This window comes from Acidovorax sp. GW821-FHT11A03 (assembly GCF_058809075.1).
The window spans coordinates 219,418-239,124 of sequence record NZ_JBXASG010000004.1 but is presented as its reverse complement, the minus strand read 5'-3'; the positions used below and the strand labels follow the sequence as shown (position 1 = coordinate 239,124).

The 19,707-nt window shown below is 69.5% G+C and carries 13 protein-coding genes; 5 read left to right on the top strand and 8 right to left on the bottom strand.

Features of this window, described 5'->3' with window-relative positions:
• Positions 1 to 9: 9 nt before the first annotated feature.
• The 3 genes from secD to AC1RVY_RS11520 all read right to left on the bottom strand — a co-directional run bounded on the left by secD (position 10) and on the right by AC1RVY_RS11520 (position 6,264).
• Positions 10 to 1,893, bottom strand: a complete 1,884-nt coding sequence (gene secD / locus AC1RVY_RS11530; RefSeq protein ID WP_218297125.1) for a protein translocase subunit SecD — start codon at positions 1,891 to 1,893, stop codon at positions 10 to 12.
• A gap of 156 nt (positions 1,894 to 2,049) precedes the next feature.
• On the bottom strand, positions 2,050 to 2,385 hold the full coding sequence (gene yajC, locus AC1RVY_RS11525) for a preprotein translocase subunit YajC (RefSeq protein ID WP_218297126.1): 336 nt from the start codon (positions 2,383 to 2,385) through the stop codon (positions 2,050 to 2,052).
• Positions 2,386 to 2,685: 300 nt separating this feature from the next.
• Complete coding sequence (locus tag AC1RVY_RS11520; protein ID WP_492806651.1) at positions 2,686 to 6,264, bottom strand: indolepyruvate ferredoxin oxidoreductase family protein; 3,579 nt, start codon at positions 6,262 to 6,264, stop codon at positions 2,686 to 2,688.
• Positions 6,265 to 6,454: 190 nt separating this feature from the next.
• Here AC1RVY_RS11520 and AC1RVY_RS11515 point away from each other — a divergent pair, with 190 nt between their 5' ends.
• The 3 genes from AC1RVY_RS11515 (at position 6,455) to AC1RVY_RS11505 (ending at position 9,399) form a co-directional block, all read left to right on the top strand.
• Positions 6,455 to 6,940 (top strand): Lrp/AsnC family transcriptional regulator, encoded by a 486-nt coding sequence (locus AC1RVY_RS11515; protein ID WP_218297128.1) that lies wholly within the window; start codon positions 6,455 to 6,457, stop codon positions 6,938 to 6,940.
• A gap of 153 nt (positions 6,941 to 7,093) precedes the next feature.
• Positions 7,094 to 8,833: an MFS transporter gene (locus tag AC1RVY_RS11510; RefSeq protein ID WP_218339426.1), complete on the top strand. Its 1,740-nt coding sequence runs from the start codon at positions 7,094 to 7,096 to the stop codon at positions 8,831 to 8,833.
• 122 nt (positions 8,834 to 8,955) lie between these two features.
• The gene (locus AC1RVY_RS11505; protein WP_255594852.1) at positions 8,956 to 9,399 is read left to right on the top strand and encodes a hypothetical protein; all 444 of its coding nucleotides are present in this window, start codon (positions 8,956 to 8,958) and stop codon (positions 9,397 to 9,399) included.
• Positions 9,400 to 9,516: 117 nt separating this feature from the next.
• On the opposite strand, the gene mltA is transcribed toward AC1RVY_RS11505, so the two are convergent.
• The gene (gene mltA / locus AC1RVY_RS11500; RefSeq protein WP_369643732.1) at positions 9,517 to 10,647 is read right to left on the bottom strand and encodes a murein transglycosylase A; all 1,131 of its coding nucleotides are present in this window, start codon (positions 10,645 to 10,647) and stop codon (positions 9,517 to 9,519) included.
• 295 nt (positions 10,648 to 10,942) lie between these two features.
• Between mltA and AC1RVY_RS11495 the strand changes: the two genes are divergently transcribed.
• Together AC1RVY_RS11495 and AC1RVY_RS11490 are read left to right on the top strand one after the other, a co-directional pair.
• The gene (locus AC1RVY_RS11495) at positions 10,943 to 11,107 is read left to right on the top strand and encodes a hypothetical protein (protein ID WP_492806650.1); all 165 of its coding nucleotides are present in this window, start codon (positions 10,943 to 10,945) and stop codon (positions 11,105 to 11,107) included.
• Positions 11,108 to 11,311: 204 nt separating this feature from the next.
• Entirely contained in the window at positions 11,312 to 11,959 is a 648-nt protein-coding gene (locus tag AC1RVY_RS11490) for a YiaD family glycine zipper/OmpA-like lipoprotein (protein ID WP_218297132.1), read from the top strand.
• 42 nt (positions 11,960 to 12,001) lie between these two features.
• Here AC1RVY_RS11490 and AC1RVY_RS11485 read toward each other — a convergent pair whose 3' ends face one another.
• The 4 genes from AC1RVY_RS11485 to AC1RVY_RS11470 are packed head-to-tail and all read right to left on the bottom strand — an operon-like array spanning position 12,002 to position 19,663.
• Complete coding sequence (locus AC1RVY_RS11485) at positions 12,002 to 12,631, bottom strand: response regulator transcription factor (RefSeq protein WP_218297133.1); 630 nt, start codon at positions 12,629 to 12,631, stop codon at positions 12,002 to 12,004.
• Positions 12,631 to 14,691 (bottom strand): two-component system sensor histidine kinase NtrB, encoded by a 2,061-nt coding sequence (locus AC1RVY_RS11480; RefSeq protein ID WP_492806649.1) that lies wholly within the window; start codon positions 14,689 to 14,691, stop codon positions 12,631 to 12,633. The genes AC1RVY_RS11485 and AC1RVY_RS11480 overlap by 1 nt, the downstream gene beginning before the upstream one ends.
• Positions 14,688 to 15,503, bottom strand: coding sequence for a carbon-nitrogen hydrolase family protein (locus tag AC1RVY_RS11475; protein ID WP_218297221.1), 816 nt, complete (start codon positions 15,501 to 15,503; stop codon positions 14,688 to 14,690). Before AC1RVY_RS11475 ends, AC1RVY_RS11480 begins: the two co-directional genes overlap by 4 nt.
• On the bottom strand, positions 15,503 to 19,663 hold the full coding sequence (locus AC1RVY_RS11470) for a YhdP family protein (RefSeq protein WP_492806648.1): 4,161 nt from the start codon (positions 19,661 to 19,663) through the stop codon (positions 15,503 to 15,505). Before AC1RVY_RS11470 ends, AC1RVY_RS11475 begins: the two co-directional genes overlap by 1 nt.
• Positions 19,664 to 19,707: the final 44 nt, after the last annotated feature.

The window sequence follows — 19,707 nt, the reverse complement described above, 5'->3', positions numbered from 1 at the left end:
TGGAGTTTCTTAGTTCGTCTTGGCCACGGCGGCATCGGCGTCCGGCTTCCAGACCTGGCCGATCGACACGCTCTTGAGCTTCTTCTGGCGGCCATACCACAGGTTCACCAGGCCGCGCGAGAAGAACACGGCCGAGAACATGCTGGTCAGGATGCCGATGCAGTGCACCACGGCAAAGCCGCGCACCGGGCCGGAGCCGAAGGCCAGCAGCGCCAGGCCCGCGATCAGCGTCGTCACGTTCGAGTCCAGGATGGTCGCCCAGGCGCGCTCGTAGCCCGCATGGATGGCCGCCTGCGGCGACATGCCGGAGCGCAGTTCCTCGCGGATGCGTTCGTTGATCAGCACGTTCGAGTCGATGGCCACGCCGATGGCCAGCGCCATGGCGGCAATGCCCGGCAAGGTCAGGGTGGCCTGGAGCATCGACAGGATGGCCACCAGCAGCAGCACGTTCACGGCGAGCGCGATGCTGGAGAACACGCCGAACAGCGTGTAGTAGAAACACATGAAGACCGCGATGGCCGCCAGGCCCCAGACCACGCTGTGGATGCCGCGTTCGATGTTGTCTGCGCCCAGCGTCGGGCCGATGGTGAATTCCTCGATGATTTCCATCGGTGCGGCCAGCGAGCCCGCGCGCAGCAGCAGCGCGGTGTCGTTGGCTTCCGCCGTGGTCATGCGGCCGGAGATCTGCACCCGGCCGCCGCCGATTTCGCTGCGGATCACGGGGGCCGTCACCACCTCGCCCTTGCCCTTTTCAAACAGCACGATGGCCATGCGCTTGCCCACGTTCTCGCGCGTGATGTCGCGGAAGATGCGCGAGCCCTTGGCATCCAGCGTGAGGTTGACGGTCGGCTCCTGCGTCTGGCCGTCGAAGCCGGGCTGCGCGTCGGTCAGGTTCTCGCCGGTCAGGATGACCTGCTTCTTGACGATCACGGGCTGGCCGCTGCGCTCCAGGTAGCGTTCGGAGCCGAACGGCACGGGGCCGCGGCCAGTCTCGGCGGTGCGGGCCTCGGTGCCCTCGTCCACCATGCGCACTTCCAGCGTGGCCGTGCGGCCCAGGATGTCCTTGGCCTTGGCGGTGTCCTGCACGCCGGGCAGCTGCACCACGATGCGGTCCAGGCCCTGCTGCTGGATCACGGGCTCGGCCACGCCCAGCTCATTGATCCGGTTGTGCAGCGTGACGATGTTCTGCTTGAGGGCCTGCTCCTGCACGCGGCGCGTGGCTTCGGGCTTGATGGAGGCGCGCAGCTTGAATTCGCTGCCTTCAGGCGTGCTGGCGACCTGCAGGTCGGTGAACTGGTCCGCGATCAGGTTGCGGGCCGCCGTCAGCATGGCCTCGTCGCGCACCTTGATGTCGATGTTCTGGCCTTCGCGGCTGATGCCGCCGTGGCGGATGCTCTTGTCGCGCAGCGCGGTGCGGATGTCGCCCGCATAGGACTCGGCCTTCTTGGTCAGGGCCGCCTGCATGTCCACCTGCAGCATGAAGTGCACGCCACCGCGCAAGTCCAGGCCCAGGTACATGGGGTTGGCATGCAGGGATTTGAGCCAGACGGGCGAGCGGGACACGAGGTTCAGCGCCACGATGTACGACGGATCGCTGGCATCGGGCACCAGGGCCTTCTGGATCGCGTCCTTGGCTTTGAGCTGGGTGTCGGGCGTGTCAAAGCGCGCGCGCACCGAGTTGCCCTCCAGCGCCACGAAGTCGGGCGTGACGCCCGCGGCCTTGAGCGCTTCTTCCACCCGCTGCTGCACGGCGGTGTCCACCTTGACGGTGGCCTTGGCCGACGAAACCTGCACCGCAGGCGCTTCGCCAAAGAAATTGGGCAGGGTGTACAGGACCCCCACCAGCAGCACGATCACCAGGATCGCGTACTTCCAGACCGGATAACGGTTCATGATCGCGCTCTTATCTCAGTTGTGCATGGCGCCATGCGCCGACCCCTGCCAGGGACGCCGTGGATCTGGCTCTGCCAGTCCGGGGGCGTCGTCCCCCTCCCGCGCGGCGCGGGGGCAAGGGGAAGGCGCGCAGCGCCTCAGGGGAATGTTCATTGATTACTTGACCGAACCCTTGGGCAGGACCTGAACCACGGCGCTGCGCTGCAGCTGCACTTCGACGCCGTTGGCGATCTCGATGTGCAGGAAACCTTCGGACAGGCGCGTGACCTTGCCGACGATGCCGCCGGAGGTGGCCACTTCATCACCCTTGGCGATGGCGTCGATCATGGCGCGGTGTTCCTTCTGGCGCTTCATCTGGGGGCGGATCATGACGAAGTAGAGCACCACAAACATGAGCACCAGGGGCAGCATGCCGGTCAGCGAGGACATGATGTCGGTACCACCAGCGGCTGCGGCGGGTGCGGTTTGGGCAAAAGCGGAAGAAATAAACACGGACTGGACTCCACAACGGATGGTCAAAATTCACAAAACCCGCCAGGGGCCGGCGCGAGGGCGCCTTCCAGGGCGGAACAGGGCATTGTATGCGGCCCCCTGTGCGCGGCCCAAGGGGGAAGACCCAAGCCGCTGGCGGGTGTTTGCCGCGGGCGGGCGGTGCGCCGCGATGGCGGGAAAAAATCAGATCAAAATGGCCATTGACGCCGGCCTGTCAATCATTTGATGCTCCTGACTTGATAGTAAAAAGCCCGCGCGGTGCGCGGGCTTTTCACGGCAGGGCTGCCACGGCAGCCGGCTTCACGCCGCCTGGCGCTGCGGCTGGGCGGTGGTGCCGCCGGCGCGCCACTGCGCCATCAGGCCGTCCCACTTGGGGCGTGCGGCCGACAGGTGGCGCTCCTTCACGTGGCCATAGCCCCGGATTTCCTCGGGGATGCGGGCGATCTCCACGGCCAGGGCCAGGTTGTCCGCGTTCAGGCGGGCCAGCAGCTCCTCGATGCAGGCGCGGTATTCCACGATCAGCGCGCGCTCCATGCGGCGCTCCTCGGTCTTGCCGAACACATCCAGTGCCGTGCCACGCAACCCCTTCATCTTGGCCAGCAGACCAAAGGCGCTGCGCATCCAGGGGCCGAACGGCTGCTTGACGAGTTCGCCCTTGTCGTTCTTCTTGGCCGTCATCGGAGGGGCCAGGTGGTGCACCAGCTTGTAGTCGCCTTCGAACATGTTCGCGATCTTGTCCGTGAAGGCCTTGTCGGTGTGCAGGCGCGCGACCTCGTACTCGTCCTTGTAGGCCATCAGCTTGAACAGGTAGCGGGCCACGGCCTCCGACAGGCGGGTGGTGGTGCCCAGCTTGCTTTCGGCGGCGCGCACCTTCTCTACGAAGGCCGTGTACTCGGACGCGTAGGCGGCATTCTGGTAGCCCGTGAGGAACTCCACGCGCTTGGCGATCATTTCGGTCAGCGAAGGCTTCTTGACGAACTGGATCACCTGCGCGGCGGCAAACAGCGCCTGCACCGAGGCCAGGTCATGGGCGCAGCGGCGGCCCCATTCGAAGGCCGCCTTGTTGTTGTCCACCTGCACGCCGTTCAATTCCATGGCGCGCATCAGCGACGCGTAGGTCAAGGGCACGCGGCCCTTTTGCCAGGCGTAGCCCAGCATCAGCGGGTTGGTGTAGATGCTGTCGCCCAGCAGCTGGGTGGCCACCTGTTCGGCATCGAAGCTCCCCACGCCACCCGCGCCGACCGCCGCCGCGATGGCGCTGTCGCAGTTGGCCCCCGGGAACTGCCAGTCCGGGTTGGTCACGAAGGCCGCTGTGGGCGTGCCATGCGTGTTCAGCGCCACGAAGGTGCGGCCCGGCTGCATCACGGCCAGCGTGTACTTGTGCGCCGCCACGATGGAGTCGCAGCCGATCACCAGGTCGGCCTTGGCGGTGTCGACCTTGGTGGTGTAGATGGCCTCGGGCCGGTTGGCGATCTGGATGTGGCTCCAGGTGGCGCCGCCCTTCTGGGCCAGGCCGCCGGCGTCCTGGGTGATGACGCCCTTGCCGTCCAGGTGCGCGGCCATGCCCAGCAGCGAGCCGATGGTGATCACGCCCGTGCCGCCCACGCCGCCGACCACGATGCCCCAGGCCGCTTCGGCCACGGGCAGCACCGGCTCAGGGATGGCCGGCAGGCTGGCCAGGTCGCCCTTCTTTTCCTTCTTGGGCTTCTTGAGCTTGCCGCCTTCCACTGTGACGAAGCTCGGGCAGAAGCCGTTCACGCACGAGTAGTCCTTGTTGCAGGTACTCTGGTTGATGCGGCGCTTGCGGCCGAATTCCGTCTCCACCGGCTCCACGCTCAGGCAGTTGGACTTGGTGGAGCAGTCGCCGCAGCCCTCGCACACCAGCTCGTTGATGACGACGGTCTTGTCGGGCGTGGCCAGGGTGCCGCGCTTTCTGCGGCGGCGCTTTTCGGTCGCGCAGGTCTGGTCGTAGATGATGACCGTGCAGCCCTTGATCTCGCGGAACTGGCGCTGCAGCGTGTCGAGCTCGTCGCGGTGGTGCACCGTCACGCCCTCGGCCAGCGCCACGCCGTCGTACTTCTGCGGCTCGTCGGTCACGATGATGAGCTTGACCACGCCCTCGGACTTCAGGCTGTTCATGATCTGCAGCACCGAGTGGCCCTCGGGCCGTTCGCCCACCTGCTGGCCGCCGGTCATGGCCACGGCGTCGTTGTAGAGCACCTTGTAGGTGATGCTGGTGCCCGCCGCGATGCTCTGGCGGATGGCCAGCAGCCCGCTGTGGAAGTAGGTGCCGTCGCCCAGGTTGGCGAACACGTGCTGGTCGGTGGTGAACGGCGCCTGGCCCACCCAGGTCACGCCCTCGCCGCCCATCTGCGTGAAGGTGGACGTGTTGCGGTCGGGCATCCAGTTGGCCATGTAGTGGCAGCCGATGCCGGCCACGGCGCGCGAGCCCTCGGGCACGCGGGTGCTGGTGTTGTGCGGGCAGCCGCTGCAGAACCAGGGGGCGCGCTCGCCCGTGTCCACCTTGAGCTCGGCCATGCCGCGCTCGCTCGCCTCGATGATGGCGATGCGCGAATCCATGCGCGCGATGATGTCGCCGGAGACGCCCAGCTTCTTCAGGCGCTTGGCGATCGCCTTGGCGATGATGGCCGGCGTCAGGTCGGCCTTGGCGCGCAGCAGCCAGTTCTGGCTGGGGTTGGGCATGGACCATTCGCCGCCCGTGGCATCGCCCTCGGGCTCGTCGAACTTGCCCAGCACGTTGGGGCGCACGTCGGCGCGCCAGTTGTAGAGCTCTTCCTTGAGCTGGTATTCGATGACCTGGCGCTTTTCCTCGACCACCAGGATCTCCTGCAGGCCCTGGGCGAAGTCGCGCGTGATGGTGGCTTCGAGCGGCCACACCACGTTGACCTTGTGCACGCGGATGCCCAGCTGACGGCAGGTGTCATCGTCCAGGCCCAGGTCCACCAGGGCCTGGCGCGTGTCGTTGTAGGCCTTGCCGCTGGCGATGATGCCGAAGCGGTCGTTTTGGCCTTCGATCACGTTGTAGTTGAGCTTGTTGGCACGCACATAGGCCAGGGCCGCGTACCACTTGTAGTCCATGAGGCGCGCTTCCTGCTCCAGCGGCGCGTCGGGCCAGCGGATGTGCAGGCCGCCGGGCGGCATCACGAAGTCCTCGGGCATCACGATCTTCACGCGGTCCGGGTCCACCGAGATGCTGCTCGAGGACTCCACCACCTCCTGGATGGTCTTCATGCCCGACCACACGCCCGAGAAGCGGCTCATGGCGAAGGCGTGCAGGCCCATGTCCAGGATTTCCTGCACGCTGCTGGGGAAGAACACTGGCGTGCCGCAGGCCTTGAAGATGTGGTCGCTCTGGTGAGCGGCCGTGCTGCTCTTGCTGATGTGGTCGTCCCCGGCAATCGCGATCACGCCGCCGTGCTTGGCGGTGCCCGCCATGTTGGCGTGCTTGAACACGTCGGAGCAGCGGTCCACGCCCGGGCCCTTGCCGTACCAGATGCCGAAGACGCCGTCGAACTTCTTGGATTGGGGATACAGGTCGAGCTGCTGCGTGCCCCAGACGGCCGTCGCGCCGAGTTCCTCGTTCACGCCGGGCTGGAAGACGATGTTGTTGGCCGCCAGATGCTTCTTGGCCGCCCACAGCGCCTGGTCGTACGTGCCCAGGGGCGAGCCCCGGTAGCCGCTGATGAAGCCGGCGGTGTTCAGGCCGGCCACGGCGTCGCGCTGGCGCTGCAGCATGGGCAGGCGGACCAGGGCCTGCACCCCGCTCATGAACGCCCGGCCGTGGTCCAAAGAGTATTTGTCGTCGAGGGTGACGGTTTCGAGGGCCTTGCGGATGTGCTCGGGCAGTGGGGCGTTCATGGCTATGTCTCCAATGGCTTTTTTGTGGGGCCGGGCCTTGTGGGCCCGGTCGGGGCGCAGTCCTTCCGCCCGTTTAGGGCAGCGACTCCAGTGTGCAGAGAAGTGTATGTCTGCATTGCTGATATGTCTTTGCGTTCTGTGCCGTGTTTGGGCTATTCTGAGAAAGGATCTTTCTCGGTACGGCCATTTTGTGAACACTCTCGACAAATTCGACATCGCCATCCTCAATGAGCTGCAGGCTGACGCACGCCTGACGAACGCCGAACTGGCCCAGCGCGTGGGCCTTTCGGCCGCGCCCTGCTGGCGGCGGGTGCGGGCGCTGGAGGAGCAGGGCTTCATCAAGGGCTACCGCGCCGAGATCGACCGGCACAAGATCGGCCTGGGGGTGCTGGCGTTCGTGCGGCTGGATGCCGACCGCAGCACCGGCGACCTCACGCGCGAGATGGAGGCGGCGATCGCGCGCATCCCGGAGGTGGTGGCCTGCCACTACATCAGCGGCACGGGCACCTTCGAGCTGCAGGTGGTGGCGCGCGACCTGGACAGCTTTTCGCAGTTCGCGCGCGACGTGCTGCTCAACCTGCCCAACGTGAAAGACATGCACACCAGCTTTTCGCTGGGCGAGGTCAAGGCCAGCAGCGCGCTGCCGCTCACGCACCTGGCGCGCGCCAAATCCTGATTGCTATCATTTTAATAGCTTGTGGCGCTTGCTGGGAAAGCGCCAGGTGCCCAAAAGGCATCGGGCCGCCGGCCCGGGCCATGCCCCTGCACCGGCGTCGGACGCGCCGCCGGGCGCAGCGCGGCGGCAGAACCCGTCGCACAATGCGCGGACATGCCACCTTTGCCGTCCCACGAAAGCACGCGCAGCGTTGCGCCCCCGCCCCCTCCTGAACTGAGCCCGGCCCCCGAAGCGCCCGCCGACCTCGCGGCGCGTGAAGCGGCCGCGGACCGCGCGGCCCTCGCCCAGGGCACGGAAGAATCCGTGGCGGCGCGGCTCGACCACTCCGCCTCGCTCTCGCCCCTGGCGCCGCTGTCGGTGCCCGTGTTCCGCATGCTCTGGCTCACCTGGGTGGCGGCCAACACCTGCATGTGGATGAACGACGTGGCGGCCGCCTGGCTCATGACCACGCTCACCACCTCGCCCATCCTGGTGGCCCTGGTGCAGTCGGCCTCGACGCTGCCCGTGTTCCTGCTGGGCCTGCCCAGCGGTGCGCTGGCCGACATCCTGGACCGGCGGCGCTACTTCATCGCCACGCAGTTCTGGGTGGCCGCCGTGGCGCTGGTGCTGTGCGTGGCCATCATGGCGGGCGGCATGACGGCGCCGCTGCTGCTCGCGCTCACGTTCGCCAACGGCATCGGCCTGGCCATGCGCTGGCCGGTGTTCGCGGCCATCGTGCCCGAGCTGGTCAGCCGCCCGCAGCTGCCCGCGGCGCTGGCGCTCAACGGCGTGGCCATGAACGCCTCGCGCATCATCGGCCCGCTGCTGGCCGGTGCCATCATCGCCAGCGCGGGCAGCGCCTGGGTGTTCGTGCTCAACGCCGTGCTGTCCGTCATCTCGGGCCTGGTCATCATGCGCTGGAAGCGCACCCACGTGCCCAGCCCGCTCGGCCGCGAGAAGCTGCCCAGCGCCATGCGCGTGGGCCTGCAGTTCGTGCGGCAGTCGCCCAGCATGCGGGCCGTGCTGTGGCGCATTTCCATCTTCTTCCTGCACGCCACCGCGCTGCTGGCCCTGCTGCCGCTGCTGGCGCGGGGCCTGGAAGGCGGCGGCGCGGGCACCTTCACGCTGCTGCTCGCGTCCATGGGCGCGGGGGCCATCACCGCCGCCATGTTCTTGCCGCGCCTGCGCCAGGCCATGGCGCGCGACGTGCTGGTGATCCGGGGCACGCTGCTGCAGGCGGCGGCCACCGGCGTGATGGCCGTGGCCCCCAACGTGTATGTGGCCGTGCCCGCGATGTTCGTGGCCGGCATGGCGTGGATCACCACGGCCAATTCACTGAGCGTGTCGGCCCAGCTGGCGCTGCCCAACTGGGTGCGTGCGCGCGGCATGTCGATCTACCAGATGGCCATCATGGGCTCCACGGCCCTGGGTGCCGCCGTGTGGGGCCAGGTGGCCACGGTGAGCGACGTGCACGCGAGCCTGGGAATCGCCGCAGGCACCGGCGTGGTGGCCATGCTGCTGGTGCAGCGCCTGGTGGCCGACCGCAGCATGGAGGAGGACCTGAGCCCCTCGCGCGCCTTCCAGGCGCCCGTGGCCGACGTGCCGCCGGGGGCGGGGCACCTCGTGGTCACGATCGAGTATTTCATCGACCCGGCCCGCGCAGCCGAATTCCGCGCCGCCATGCAGGAAAGCCGCCGCAGCCGCCTGCGCCAGGGCGCCCTGGGCTGGCAGCTGCTGCACGACATCAGCCAGCCCGCGCGGTATGTGGAGCGCATCGAGGACGAGTCGTGGACCGAGCACCTGCGGCGCTTCGACCGGGTGACGGCCTCGGACGTGGCCCTGCGCGACCGCAAGCTGGCCTTCCACGTGGGCGATGCGCCGCCGCGGGTGACGCGGTGGACGGTGGAGCCGTAGGGCGCCAGGGCCCCGGGGGCGGGCAGCCCTGCAGCGCGGGGCGCCAGGGACGATGCCTCTACCATCGCGGGATGCCTTGCAAAGGCCCGCCCCAGCCCCTGACCTTGCACGTTGACCTCCCTATGAAGTGCTTCACGCGTTCCAGCTTTCTCTCCCTTGCGCTCGCGGCCTCCTGGGCCTGCGCGGCGGCCCCCGACCCCTCCCTGCTCGGTTGCTGGCGCGCCGCCAGGATCGTGCTGACCGCCCCGGATGGCGAAAAGGCCGAAGACACCTCCGGCCGCTGCACCCTGCAATTCAAGGCGGACCAGTTCGAATCCACCTGCAAGACCACCAGCGGGACGGCCACCACCACGTACCGGTATCAGGTCGTCCGCCCCCGGGTGTATGCGGCCACCATGGCGGGCAGCACCTTCAGGACGGAGATGGTGGGCTCGACGCGCGAGTACGAGTACCGCATCGAAGGCGATCAACTGCACACCGTGACCGTGCCGCCGGCCATGGCGTTCGCGGCGGCCGCTGCGGCCCAGCGGGTGGAAACCGATGCGGCGCGGGTGCCGTGCCCGTGAACGGGGCTGCCCGTCGCGGTGCGTTGGGGCACAGGGACACTTGAAGAAAATGCTCCTGATTCAATAGCTTTTAGCGCTTGTCCAATAAGGGCTGGAAGCCAAAATGACCTAAAAAAATCACCGGGGCCACAGCGCCCACAGCCGCAGGTTCTGCTTCAGGCGCCCGGCGATGTCGCCCGCCTCCGGTCCCCAGCCCGTGAAGAAGTCCGCGCGCACCGCGCCCAGGATGGCGCTGCCGGTGTCCTGGGCCATCACCATGCGGTTGAGCTGCACCTGCGGCCCGCTGGACGCGAGCCACACGGGCGTGCCGTAGGGAATGCTCTGGCGGTCCACGGCGATGGAGCGGCCGGGGGTGAGCGGCACGCCCTGCGCGCCGCGCGGGCCAAAGCCCGCGTCCAGCGGGCTCAGCGGCTCCTCGCGGAAGAACACGTAGCGCGGGTTGGTCCACATCAGCTCATTCGTGCGCTGGGGGTTGGCGGCCAGCCAGGCGCGGATGCCGGGCCAGGTGGCGTCGCGGGTGTAGCCCTGGTCCAGCAGCCAGCGGCCGATGCTCTGGTAGGGCTGGTCGTTGGTGCCCGCGTAGGCCACGCGCACCAGCGACACCGTGCCGTCCGCCTCGGCGATGCGCAGGCGGCCCGAGCCCTGGATGTGCAGCACCATCGATTCGACCGGGTCGCGCAGCCAGGCGATGGCCCGGCCGGCCAGCGCGGCCTGGGCCTCGGGCAGTGTCTCGATCTGCTGGCGCGTGTACCAGGGCTTGCGCGTCCCGAGCCCGGCGGGCACGCGGTAGACCGGCACGTTGAAACCGTTGCCGGGCTGGCGGGAGCCCTCCATCATCGGCTCGTAGTAGGCCGTTAGCAGGCCGTCGGGGTTGCCGTCGGTCGCCTCCACGCGGTAGGGCTGCAGCCGCGCGATGAGCCAGGCGCGCTGCTCCTCACCTGTGGCGATGCTCAGCTGGCGCACGTCGCTGCACAGCGAGGTGAAGGGCGGCGCGGGCCGCTCGCAGCTCTTGATCCAGGCGTTCCAGGCCTCGTGCAGCGCGTCTTCGGTGAAGCCGGGCAGCTCGGCCCAGCGCACGGGCACCCAGCGGCTCTTGGGCTGGGACATCGGCGGGGGCAGCGGGCCGGTGTCGCCCGGCAGAACCACCGCGCCGGGCGGCAGGGGCGCCGGGATGGCCGGGGGGCGGGAGGGGCTTGCGGGCGGTGGGCTCGAGCAGGCGGCCAGCGTTCCTACAATCAGTGCCGTCAATACAAGGCCTAGAAGGTGTTTGCGATCATGCCGTGGCCGTGTTGGAGTGCCTTCGGGATGAGTGGATGGCTCGGATGCGCCGCAGGGGCTCGCGCTTGTGCAAGCAGCCGGGGCGTCCCATCGCCCGTTTTCACTCCAGCCCGAAGGGCCGAGGGCTTTGCGGTCGGTCTGCTGCGTGGCGGCGCTTGCCAATAGCGGGGCCATGGGCCGCACACCGCGCCTTGTATCCCATCCCGCAAAGGCCTCTGCGCGGCCACGGGGTGACCGTAAATACGTTCTTGGGAGTGTCAATTTCATGGGGCTGATTTTGCTTGAAGCGCTGCTCGCGCTGGTGCTGCTGGTCGCCATCGTCTGGTGGACCATGTTCTCAGGCCGCAAGGGTGGTGAGCTGCAGCAGCTCCCGAAGGATTCCCCGCCGCCGCCGCCCGCCGCCGCCCCTCCACCGCCCCCGGCGCAGTGACTTGGCATGCGCGCGGGGCGCGGGCGCCAGGCGGTGCCGTCCTACAGCCAGGGTGCCGCTGTGCCGATGGCGCCCATGCCAGCCCGCGGCCACGATGGCGTTGAGCTGGGCGCACCCGAGGCCGGGGCCAAGGACAGGCCACACGGCACGCGAACGGAACTCCCGAAGCGCCCAGCTCCAACGAATCTTTCAAGGAGCACCACCATGCGCAAACACATTCTTCTCGGCGCCACCGCCGTCATCGTCCTGGCCACGGGCTGCGCCAGCATGGACGACACCCAGCGCCGTACCGCCACAGGGGCCGGCGTGGGCGCGCTGGCCGGCGCCGTCATCGGCTCCGCCACCGGCGGCAGCGCCGGCACGGGGGCGGTCGTGGGCGCGGGCGTGGGGGCGCTGGGCACCTACATCTGGTCGCAGAACATGGAGCGGCAAAAGCGCGAGATGGAGCGTGCGACCCAGGGCACCGGCATCGCCGTGACGCAGACGGCCGACAACCAGCTCATGCTCAACATCCCGAGCGACATCTCGTTCGCCGTGGGTCGCTCGGACATCCAGCCCAACTTTGCCCCGGTGCTCGACCAGTTCGCTGCCGGCCTGCGCAACAACCCCAACACCGATGTGCGCATCGTGGGCCACACGGACAACACCGGCAGCGACGCCATCAACAACCCGCTCTCGGTGGACCGCGCCGCCAGCACGCGCAGCTACCTCACGGCACGGGGCGTGGACGGGCGCCGCATCGCCATCGATGGCATGGGCGAGCGCTACCCGATCGCCACCAACGACTCGGCCGATGGCCGCGCCCGCAACCGGCGGGTGGAAATCTTCGTGGGTGAGCGCCCGCGCGGCTAGCGGCTAGCCGCCGCACCCCGGCGCGCGGGCGCGGGGGCCAGCCTACTGCCCCGTGCGCAGCAGGTTGGCCAGCTCCACCGCCGACTTGACCTGCATCTTGTCGAACACCCGCGAGCGGTGCACTTCCACCGTGCGCACGCTGATGTCCAGCTGGTCGGCGATCAGTTTGTTGGGCAGGCCCGCCACCACCAGGTCCATCACATCGCGCTCGCGCTCCGTCAGGTCCGCGAGCCGCACCTGCAGGTCGCTGCGCTCGCGCAGCTGCGCCAGCCGCTCCGCCGACTGCGCCAGCGCCTGCTCGATCCGGTCCACCAGGGCATTGTCGGAAAAGGGCTTCTCGCAAAAATCGAAGGCGCCCCGCTTGACCGTGTCCACGGCCGTGGGCACGTCGGCGTGGCCCGTGAGGAAGATCACCGGCATGGTGGCCAGGTCGCCACGCACGGCGAGCAGGTCGAACAGCGCCAGGCCGCTCATGCCGGGCATGCGCACGTCCAGCAGCAGGCAGCAGGGCTGGCGCTGCGCCGGGCGGCTTTGCAGCATGGCATCAAACGCCTCGGCGCTGTCGAACGATTCGCTCGGGAGCCGGCGCGAGCGCAGCAGCCAGGCCAGCGCCTCGCGCACGCTGGCGTCGTCGTCCACGATGTACACGGTGGCGTTGGATACGGGTTCCATCAGGTGTCAGGCGAAGGTTGGGGAACGGGCAGCGTGAAGGTAAAGACCGTACCACGCGGCTCGTGGGGGGCAAATCCGAGAAAACCACCGTGCTGCTCGATCACCGTGCGGCACATCGAGAGGCCCAGGCCCATGCCTTCGGCGCGGGTGGTGAAGAAGGGCGTGAAGAGTTTTTTCGCCACGTCCGCCGCGATGCCGGTTCCGAGGTCCGTCACCGCGAACTCGATCCATCCGCTGTGCTGGTTCGAGGCGGCGCGCCGCACGCGGATGTCGAGCACGCGCGTGGGAATGGCGGGGTCGTCCATGGCCTGCATGGCGTTGCGCGCCAGGTTGAGCAGCACCTGCTCGACCATGGTGCGGTCGCACAGGACGGGGGGCAGGTTCGGCTCCACCGTGGTGTTCACCCGCACGGCCAGCTTGCGCGCCTGCAGGCTCACCAGCGGGAGGATGGCGTCGAGCAGCTGGCGCGCCTGCACGGCCTCCCGCGCCTGGTCGCGGCGGCGCACGAAGTCGTGCACGCTCTTGATCACCTTGCCGGCGCGCTCGGCCTGCCGCGCGATGTGCTGCATGGCCATGCGCACGTCCTGCAGCTGCTCCGCGTTGGGTGCGGCGCCCGCCGGGCTTCCCGCCTGGGGCGCCGGCGCCTCCAGCAGGTTGATGGAGCCCGTGGCGTAGCTGGAGATGGCGGCCAGGGGCTGGTTGAGTTCGTGGCTCAGCAGCGAGGCCATCTCGCCCACGGTGGCCAGCCGGGCGGTGGCCTGCAGCCGCTCTTGCGAGGCACGCGAAAGCTCCTCCACCCGCCGCTGCTCGCTGATGTCGAGGAACGCGCTCATCCATCCCGTGTGCAGGCCCTGGGCGTTGATGAGCGGGGCCTCGATGATGAGCACCGGAAAGCGCGTGCCGTCCTTGCGCATGAATTCGGACTCGAACCCCTCGCGCGGCGGCATGGTGCCCGCGAAGCGGATGGCCTGGCGCTGGCGGTACTCCTCCACGCGCTCGGGCGGCCAGTAGGGTGCGGTCACGCTCTGGCCCAGCAGTTCCGGGGCGCTGAACCCCACCATGGCGCAGAACGCGGGGTTCACATAGGTGATGCGGCCTTCCAGGTCGCGGGCGCGCAGGCCCGTGACCAGCGAGTCCTCCATCGCCTTGCGGAATGCCAGCGCGTCGGCCAGGTCGCGCTCGGCGCGCAGGCGCCGGCGGTTGTCGCGCACCAGCACCACCATCACGGTGACCAGCGCGATCGACATGGCGGTGACCAGCGCGGTCAATACATTGGGGAACAGGCTGGGCGCGCTGTGCCAGGTGTCCATGCGCAGCACCAGCGTGCTGCCGGGCAGATCCAGCAGGTGCGTGGCCGTGAACATGCGCGAGCCCCGGCGCGCGGCGCCCAGCACGGCCAGCCGCGTGCCGTCGGCCTCGGTGAAGGAGGCCTCCTGGCTGCGCGTGAGGTTGTGCGCCACCAGGTTGATCAGCACGTCCTGCAGGGAGTAGGTGGCCACGAGGAAGCCTGTGCTGCGCCCCCCCGAGCTCAGGGGCAGGCACAGCTCCATCATTTCCGAGCCCAGCCCGTCGCCGTGCGGCTGGAAGTAGCTGCTGGAATAGGCGGGGCTGCTCAGGCGGCGCGCATTGGCGCAGGCAATGGCGGCGTCGGACTGGTTGCCTTCGCGCAGCCGCGCGTCCCAGGCCACGGGGCGGTAGGGCGACTGGGCATGCGTGCGCACCCGCAGGCTGGTATCCCGCCACTCGATGCGCACCAGCTCGCGCCGGTTGCGCAGCAGCTCCGAGGCATCCACTTCCCAGGCGAGCTGGCCCGGGTCGCCCGCGTGCAGCGCCTGCAGGCTCTGCAGGTTGCGCGTGAGCGCCACGCGGATGTCGGACACCGCGTCGGCCGTGTCGCGCTCCAGGCGCGACTGCACCTGGCTGGCCTCGTACCGCCCCGCAAGCCACACCATGGTGGCGAGCATGGAGATCACGAGCAGTACCAGCAGGGTCCACAGCGACCAGCGCCGCCATGCGCCCCGCCAGCGCCTGAAAAGTGTGCGCTGCTGCGGGATCTTCACAGGACGCGGTGCGACAGGGAGGGAAGCTGCAGGCGCACGTCGCGCAGGCGCTGCGCGTCGACCACGCCCGACACCACGCCCGCCTGCTGGTCCTGCTCGGCCAGGATGGTGCCCCAGGGGTCCACCAGCATGCTGTGGCCCCAGGTGTGCCGGCCGTTCTCGTGCACGCCGCCCTGGGCGGGGGCCAGCACGTACGCCAGGTTCTCCACGGCGCGGGCGCGCAGCAGCACCTCCCAGTGCGCCTGGCCGGTGGTGTGGGTGAACGCGCTGGGCACGAGCAGGAGGTCCGCTCCGGCGCTGGCATGCAGGCGGTACAGCTCGGGGAAGCGCAGGTCATAGCACACGGAAAGGCCCACCCGCCAGCGGTGGCCGTCGCGCGATGGCAGCTCGAACTGCACGGGCGTGCCACCGGCCTCGATGACCCGGCCTTCGTGGTACTGCTCGCGGCCGTTGTCGAAGTAAAAGAGGTGGATCTTGTCGTAGCGCGCCACGCAGCCGCCCGTGGGGTCGAACACCAGGGTGGTGTTGCGCACCCGGTCCGGCGCGGCGGTCTGCAGCGGCAAGGTGCCGCCCACCACCCACATCCGCAGGTCGCGCGCCGCGCTGGCCAGGAAATCCTGAATCCGGCCTTCGCCCAGGGTCTCGCGCAGCGCGAGCTTGTCGGTGTCCTTGTGCCCCATCGCGCAGAAGTACTCGGGCAGCACCGCCAGCTCGGCGCCGGTGCCGGCCGCCTGCTCCAGCAGCGTGCGCGCGGCGCGCAGGTTGTCTTCCAGGCGGGTGCCCGACACCATCTGGATCGCGGCGACTTTCATCATGAGGCTTCTCCGGTTCTGGCGGGGCTGGTGCGGGGCGCTGCGTCGCTGGCGGGGCCCGGCTCGCGCCCGCGGCGGGGGACGCGCACGACGCGCGGGTCTGTCCAGGTGCCGTCGATGCGGAACTCCTGCGTGGCGGCCTCGATGAGCGGTCCGCGCAGGAACACCTGGGCCAGGAAGCTGCCCAGGCCGATCACGGGGTTGATGGCGGTGGCCACCAGCGATGCCGTCATGGCATTGATCTCGGGCACCACCACCACGCGCAGATCCTGGGTCTCGTGGTCGATGTTGGCGCTGCCCTCCATCAGCACGGCGGCATTCACGCCCTTCATCTGCAGGTTGTTCGTGGTGGCCACGCCCTGCTCGATGCGCACGTCGCCGCGCACGAAGTCGAACGCGAAGCCTTCGCTGAACACGTCGCGGAAATCGAGCGTGAGGCGCCGCGGCAGCGACTGCAGGCTGAGCACGCTGAGCAGCTTGGCCAGGCCCGGCTCGGCCTTGAGGAACTGGCCTGCTTCGATGTTCACGTTGATCTGGCCCGTCATGGACCGGTAGTCCGGGCTGAAGGGCGCGCCCATCCAGGCCACCTGGCCCTCCATGCGTCCCTTGCCGCGCCGCACCACGCCCGGCATGCCCATGCGCCCCAGCAGGTCGCCGGAGTCGCGGATGTCCAGCCTGAAATTGAGCACCGTGCGCCGGTCGGGGGTGCGCGGCCCGCCTCCCGCGGCATTCATCACCGCCCAGTTGCCGTTGGCGGTGAAATTCGCCTCGGGGGCGGTGATGTTGAATTTGGAGAGGCGCCATTCGCGCTGCGCGCCATCGCCGCCGCGGTTCTGCGCTTCGATCTCCACGCGCCCCAGCCGCTTGCCGCGCAACTCGAAGTCGTCCACCACGATGTCCAGCGCGGGCAGGGCTCCGGGCTGTTCATCCAGCAGCGCTTCGACCTGGTTCACATCGCTTTGCGGCATGTTCACGCGGGACAGTCGTGCGAACAGGCGCCCGTTGGGCTGGTCGGCGGCGCCGGGCTGGCGGTATTCCAGGTACCCGTTGAGTTCGGTGGCATCGAGGTTGGCGCGCCAGGTGGTGCCGTCGCGCAGGGCCCCGGCCACGATGTTGTGCAGCGTCCGGCCCTGGAGGGTGAGCTCGCGCGCACGCAGGGCCAGCGTGGTGGGCAGGTAGTCCTGCGCCAGGCTGTGCGCGCTGGCCGGGGCCGCGGCGGCCGGCGCGCGCGCGGCGGTTTCCACGCGGGAGGTGGCCTGCGTCAGCACGTCCTCCCAGGCATCCACATCCAGCTTGCCCTGGTTGATGTTGGCGGCCACGCCCTGGGCGGGCATGGGGGCCGATTCGCCACCCGACAGGCCGACGCCGATGGTGCCCCGCAGCACCCGGGCCTGGGGCCCGCTGATATCGCGCACGTACACGGCCGAACCCAGCGCGCCCAGGTCCACCGTGACCTGGTCGCGCAGGGGCGGGGCTTCGGCACCGCTCCCGTGCCCGGCCTGGGTCACGCCGGCCAGGGATTCGCGCGCCACCTGGGTTTCAAAGCGCAGGGGCAGGCTGGTCTCCGCGGTCTTGCCCAGCGGCGGCGGGAGCGCCAGCGCCAGCCCCTGCAGGCTGGTCGTCACCTGCACCTCCGGCACGCCCCGGCGAAACGCCAGCGTCATGGCGTACGGCGTGCTGCCCGTGGCGTGGCGCGCCAGCTGCGAGAGCATGCCCAGCTGCGGCGCCTGCTGCAGCCCTTCGGCCGTCGCGGTGCCCTGGGCGCGCACCTGCACGGCCGACTCGGCCGCCGGCGCGTGGGCCGGCAGCGCGCGCATGCCGCCTTCCAGCTTGACGCTGCCACCCAGCGCCTGCGCCTGCACGGCGTTGAGCGAGAAGCCGCCCTCGGTGAACTGCACCACGCCCCGCACGCGGCTCAGCGCGGGGGTGTCGGGCGTGATGCGCAGTTCGTTGCCGGCCAGCGTGACGCTGCCCTGGACCTTGGACTTGTTGATGTCGCTGATGGGCAGGGACAGGCGCAGCTGGAAGTCCGCATTGCCCGTGCCGCTGGCCTGATCGAGCGCGTTGCCGGTCATGCGGCCCAGGGGCGACGTGCCCATGAGCGCGAGCAGTTCGGGCAGCGGCCCCCGGGCGTCGGCGCTGACGCTGACCACGGTGTGGGCCAGGTCCGGGATGCGGGCATCCACCTTGGACAGGCGCAGGCCCTGGCGCCCCGCGAAGCTGCCGGTGGCGCCGCGCACCTGCATGGACGAGCGCTCGAAGATCAGCTCGCCGCCCAGTTCCGTCAGCGCGGGCCAGGGCAGGGTGCCCGCCGGCTGCAGGCTGGGGGGCACGTAGGCGTAGGTCACGTCCTTGACGCGCGCGGCGATGCGGAATTCGCCCTGTCTGGGGTCGTTGAACGGCAGGTGGTGCAGGTCGCCCTTCACGCGGAACTGCACGTTGCTGGCGCTGCCCGTGACGACCGCGTCGCGCACATAGTGGCGCGAATCCGCCGGAATGGACAGCGGCAGGTAGCGGTGCACGCGGGTGCCGTCGGCGCGGTGCAGCGTGCCGGTGAGATCCAGCACGCCGGGAAACCGCGACTGGTGCGGCACCTTGGCCGCATCGCTCGTGTGCCAGGTCGCCCGTGCCTCGCCCTGCGCGTCGGCGTTGGCGAACTGCACGTCGTTGGCCTGCACCGCGATGCGGCTGCCCTCGAGCTGCCAGCGCACGTCGGCGCTGAGCCGGTCCAGGGGCAGCACGGGGTCCTCGAACACGCCGGGCAGCACCAGGGCGCCCGAGGCGATGGTCAGGGCCGCCTTGCCCCCTCCCTGGGTCATGTCCACGTCCACCGTGGCCCCGCGCAGGCCCAGGTGGGCGGTGGCCCCGGCGGAGGTATCGCCGGCCAGCGCGAGGCCGCGGATGCGCCCGCGCAGCTGGTACTGCTGCAGGTTGTCCAGAGGGCCTTTCCAGGTGGCCTGGATCTCATCCACCAGGCCTTGCGGCGCGTAGGTGCGGACCGCATCGTGTGCCGTGGCCCCCAGCGGCAGGCGGCTCGCGATCTGCGCGAGCGCGGCCAGGTCCAGGCGGTCCGCGCGGAACTCGCCCTGGGCGGGCACCTTGCCCGCGGCGGCCGTGTGGACCAGCCGCAAATTGCCGCCCGGCCAGGTCAGTCCGTCATCGGTCTGGAACAGCAGGCCCTGGGTTGAAAACTCGAAACCCCCGTTCAGCCGGCGGCCGCCGAGACGCCCCTGGATCGAGGGCAGCACCAGCGCCTGCAAATCGGGGCCCAGCTTCGCGTTGACGTCGGCCAGCGCCAGGTCGGCCGTGCCGCCCACGATCTGCCCGCGCTGCACGTCGGCCCAGGCGCGCAGCGCGCCACGGCCGTGGGCTACCTCCACGCCCACGTCGGCGTGGTGGCGCAGCCGCGAGACGTCCACCCGCGCGAAATCTGCAAACACCTGCCCGTTCCAGTGCTTCCAGTTGCCGTCGCGTGCGCTCAGCAGCGGCGCGCGGAACAGCCCCACCACCGTGAAGCGGTCGCCCCAGGCCTCCGGCGGGGTGGCGTCCAGCCGCAGGTGGTGGTGCCAGTTGCCATTGCGCAGCAGAAGGTCCACCTTCTCCAGGGCAAGCTCGGGGGCACCGCGCTGCTCGTCGGTCCAGCGCACCGTGCCATTGCGGATGAACACTTCGCCCTGCGAAAACAGCCAGTCGGCCGCGGCGTTGTCCTCGCCCTGCTGCTGGGAAAAGTCCAGGCCTGCCACCTGGATGCGCCCGTCGGCGGTGCGCCGCGCCTCCAGCTCGGGCCCTTCAATGTAGAGCTGCTCGAAACCCCCATTGAGCAAGGAGCGGGGCGACAGCGCCACGACCACGCGCGGCAGGCGCAGCGCGGAACGGCCCGCGGCGTCCAGCAGCGCGACATCCGAGAGTTCGACCGATGGGATCAGGCCCTCCGTGTGCGCCGCGATGGCCCCGATCCGCACCGGAACCCCCAGGGCCCGTGCGGCATGCGCCTCCAGCTGCGGGCGGAAATCGCCGATTCGCGGCACAATCCAGCCATGAAGTGCCCCCCACGCGATGGCCAGCAGCAGCCAGAAGGCCAGCAGCAAACCCAGCGACCACCGCGCGAGACCTGCCACGAATTTCAGCAGGCGGGTGGGGTGCGTGGTGGGAGCGATCATGGTGGGATTGAATGTGGCAGGAATTATGACCCGCGGCCTTAGCG